5 protein-coding genes are annotated in these 3,779 nt (G+C 47.6%); 3 read left to right on the top strand and 2 right to left on the bottom strand.

The features are described 5' to 3' along the window. From FD01_RS03420 to FD01_RS03410, 3 genes are all read left to right on the top strand, one after another. Positions 1–693, top strand: a 693-nt coding sequence (locus tag FD01_RS03420) for a hypothetical protein (RefSeq protein WP_235802924.1), incomplete at its 5' end; no start/stop codon positions are given. Between the two features lie 10 nt (positions 694–703). Next, positions 704–1,249 carry a hypothetical protein gene (locus FD01_RS03415; RefSeq protein WP_054719789.1) on the top strand — a complete coding sequence of 182 codons (546 nt, stop codon included), beginning with the start codon at positions 704–706 and terminating at the stop codon, positions 1,247–1,249. After that, entirely contained in the window at positions 1,246–1,701 is a 456-nt protein-coding gene (locus FD01_RS03410) for a WxL domain-containing protein (protein ID WP_054719787.1), read from the top strand. Before FD01_RS03415 ends, FD01_RS03410 begins: the two co-directional genes overlap by 4 nt. A gap of 116 nt (positions 1,702–1,817) precedes the next feature. On the opposite strand, the gene FD01_RS03405 is transcribed toward FD01_RS03410, so the two are convergent. After that, positions 1,818–2,816, bottom strand: coding sequence for a DUF916 domain-containing protein (locus FD01_RS03405; RefSeq protein ID WP_056962587.1), 999 nt, complete (start codon positions 2,814–2,816; stop codon positions 1,818–1,820). Between the two features lie 128 nt (positions 2,817–2,944). Beyond that, positions 2,945–3,676 (bottom strand): MIP/aquaporin family protein, encoded by a 732-nt coding sequence (locus FD01_RS03400; RefSeq protein WP_054719781.1) that lies wholly within the window; start codon positions 3,674–3,676, stop codon positions 2,945–2,947. Positions 3,677–3,779: the final 103 nt, after the last annotated feature.

Genomic DNA, 3,779 nt, shown 5'->3' with positions numbered 1-3,779 from the left:
AGCCTTTTCATTGCCTTTTGGGCAAGGGCGCAGCGCTTGCGTGATTATAACTATGCTGCTGCCGATAAGATGCCATCAGCTAAGGGATTGATTTCTGATAAAAATGGCTTGTTCCACTTCAATCCGACAGCAACGGTTCCTGGCTCGACACATTACTTTAAAGTAGTCGAAACAGTCGCGCCGACCAACTATGCTAAAGGCGAAACAGCCTTGATCGTCTATCAGGTTGGCAAAGGGGTTACTGGCATCAAATCCCTTGATGGCTCGACGATTAGTGATTCGTATGGTCCAATGAAAAAGGTCAATACAGGTGCCGACGTTGTTTATACGGACAAGGATTTGACTTACAAACTTCATGTGCGTCGTCAGGTTCCGAAGTCTGATTCAAAAGGCATCACGACTGCTAGTTTTGAAAGTGTTCAAGAGCAAGTTGCCGTCAACTTTACTCCAATTAATGTGCCAACATCTAGAGGCACGATACAATTGAATTCTGATGCCAAAAGTGGCGATATTCCAATTTCGGTAAAACAAATGGCTTCCGCCTTGAATATTGATCCTGCACCAACTTCTGGATCAGTGCAGTTTATGCTGAGTATTCAACCTACTATGGCAGATGGCTTCACGGTTCCGGTATCTCGGATTGTCACTTTCAAATGGGGAAACAACGGTGGGTTCTACGTCGATAGGTACTAATACAGATAATATGGTAACTGACGTTAATACCTCAAGTGTGGTTGCTAATGATTCATCGAATCAAGTTAACACCGGGGATTTGCGGGTGATTTTACGTCGAGATACATTAGTCGCGAAATCTTCAGCCGCAGATACGTCTGGAGATAAAGTGCCAGTCGGCAACGCGACGTTTAACTTAGACTACGAAGGCTATGGCAGTCAAACCGTGACGACCAGTTCAGGTAACGGTTCCACGCTTATCCAACCGATAGATGGTTTGCCATTAGGTAAAGATGTGACGGTTACGATGACGCAGGACACCGCCGCTGCAGGCTATGAAAAGTTTGAAGCGACACCACCAGTTCAGTTTACCTATAATAGTAATGTGGGATTGGTGTTGAAATCCTTTGATTCTGTTGGCGCAATCACGCCTCAGATCAATCCTGACTCAGATACACCTGATACTGATATTGATGAAGGGGTCATGCTGATGTGCTCTCCGGGGCCCAAACGCTTGACTTGTTACCAAAGTCAACCGACAGTTCAAAACTGGCCAACTTTGATCTCAGCACCTTGACTGATACTGACGATCAGGCGACCTCGACAGTCACTGATGCTGATGACTTCCTCAAAGCGCAAGTTACTCAAGTTGGTACTTACAACAGTGGCTGGCAGTTGAAGATGGCAATGTCCACGTTGACTAGCGAAGATGGCTCAGATTCAATCACTGGCGGTTCAGTCACAATGGGCACGCCGAAAGTGACTAAAGACTCTAGTACCACAGACTTGAACATGGGGATGGGCAAGACAGTTGATATGAATGGGGACGAACCGGTTATCAATGAGACCAAGATCTCTAGCTACGCAGATCCTGAAGATGTGGTCAACACTGGTAACAACAGCACTGCTGGGGTTTACAATATTGCCTGGAATATCAATGATGTGAAAATGAACCTGCCAGCAATGGTCGGCAAGTTGAACACGAATTATCAATCCACAATGTCCTGGGCCCTGACTTGGGCACCTTGATCCTAGCGCAGAAAAAGGCTTCCACTGAACATACTGAAAGGTATGCGAGGCGGAAGCCTTTTTATATAGTAGATACACAAAAGCGCTGCCTGATGATAAATCAGACGGCACTTGGTTTAGTCTTGACGATGACTGCGCAGATACCAAATATACCAGCCTAATGCAGAGACGATGGCAATCATGACGGCGACCAGCCAGGATGGGAAAGGGCCGTCATGTGCTTGCTTGGCTTTGGTTTCAGTTTTGGACTTCATCACTGGGTTGACGACAGTGAAGTTATCTTCGAAGTGCCATTTGTGTTCACCGTTTTGCGCGTTAACCACTAAATGATACGTGCCAGATTTCAAGGAGGTGGTGGTTTTGGTTAATGGAAAAGCCATTTGCGCATTCGGGGCGAGTTTGATGCCGGCGATTTCTTGGCTCAACACCTTTTTATTGTTGCGCAAGACTTGTGCGGAGACGTGTAAACCGGTTTGCAAAATCGGGGCAGGATTTTCAAGCAAAGCTGAGACATTGCTACCAGAAGCGTTCGTGGCAACTTGAGCACCATTGAATTGCAACTCTGGCGTGTAGGTCGGTAAGGTCTTGGTTGCTTGCAGCTGGATCCCAATGGCGTAACCTGGCCGCGAGGTGATGCCGACAGTGCCGTTGGTGCTTGCATCTTGATCAACTTTTTGCACGTTGAGGGCTCCGAGTAAAATGCCGGACCATGCCTCTTTTGGTGCTTTGAGTTTCAAGCTGATGCGTCGTGTGCTATGCGGATCAACTGTATAAGTATGAGGCTTTGGGAACAAGGACTCGATGTTGACTTTCAACGAGCTCGTGGGCTTGACGCCGTGCTCTGAATAACTGGTGTTCCCATCTGGACTGGTGCCGGCGCGATTCACTGAAACCGCGAATTTGTGCGAACCGGAATCGGTATTTTGAATCAGAAAGGTCAAGTTCTGCGTTGTCCCAGGTGTGACCAGTAAGTCATAGTATTCGAGTCTTTTGTCGATTTGGTTTTTGGGGATCTCAGGCGCCACTTGGAAATTGACACTGGCTGCATGTACGGCTTGCCCGCTACCAACTACCCCTGCAATCACCGCAGCCAACAATAATAGTCGTTTGAACATGGCCACACCTCCATTCTACAGATAGTGTACCAGCTTTTAACCATTGAACTTGACCAATTCTAATAAAATTCTGTTCTAAAATTTGGCACAAAAAAGCACCGACCACAAAACAGTCGGTGCAAATCGGATCACATAAATACATTCTTATACAGCGCGATTGCTAAGATCCCTGCCAAAATCGGCGCCAGCACTGGGACCCATGAATAACCCCAATCACTTGACCCTTTGTGCTTCAAGGGTAACAACTGATGCAACAGCCGTGGCCCTAAGTCACGCGCCGGGTTCAACGCAGGTCCAGATGGTCCGCCGAAGCTGGCAACCAAGGTGGCCACTAAGAAGCCTAATGCCATGTGTGCGGTGCCTAAGTTGTTTTGGAAAAATGGCGCTTTGGTGATCCCTAATGCGGCAAAGAATAAAATAAATGAGCCAATAAATTCGTTCACAAAGCCATTTGCCTTGCTCTTGGTGGCGCTGATGGTGGAGAAGGTGCCTAAGATATGTTGGGGATTGGTGGTGAGATCATAATGCGGTTTGTAGGCTGCGACGACCATTGCTTGCCCAAAAATCGCGCCGGCAAATTGCGCCAGTAAGTAGGGCAGGACTTCTTTCCACGGAAACATGCCGGACACGGCCAACCCGATGGTGAAAGCCGGGTTGATGTGATTCCCAGAAATGCCGCCGATGATCATCGCAGGGATCATGACGCCGGCGCCATATCCCACTGCGATCAACATCCAATCGGAACCGTTGCCTTTGGTCCCTTTTAAATCAACGTTTGCTACTGACCCGTTACCCAGTGCCACCATGATGGCGGTGCCGATGAACTCTGCGGCCAGGCGAACTGTCAAGTCGTAAGTCATTGTTGTTCCTCCAAGAATTTGTGAAAAAGTAATAGCAAAATAATCCTAACCCGCGTTTTACAATCAAGTTAGCCACTATCGTTAGCACTCAGACAAAATAAAA

Source organism: Lacticaseibacillus manihotivorans DSM 13343 = JCM 12514, assembly GCF_001435035.1.
GTDB classification, from domain to species: domain Bacteria; phylum Bacillota; class Bacilli; order Lactobacillales; family Lactobacillaceae; genus Lacticaseibacillus; species Lacticaseibacillus manihotivorans.
The sequence above is the reverse complement of the archived record's forward strand: the minus strand, read 5'-3'. Positions and strand labels throughout refer to the sequence as shown.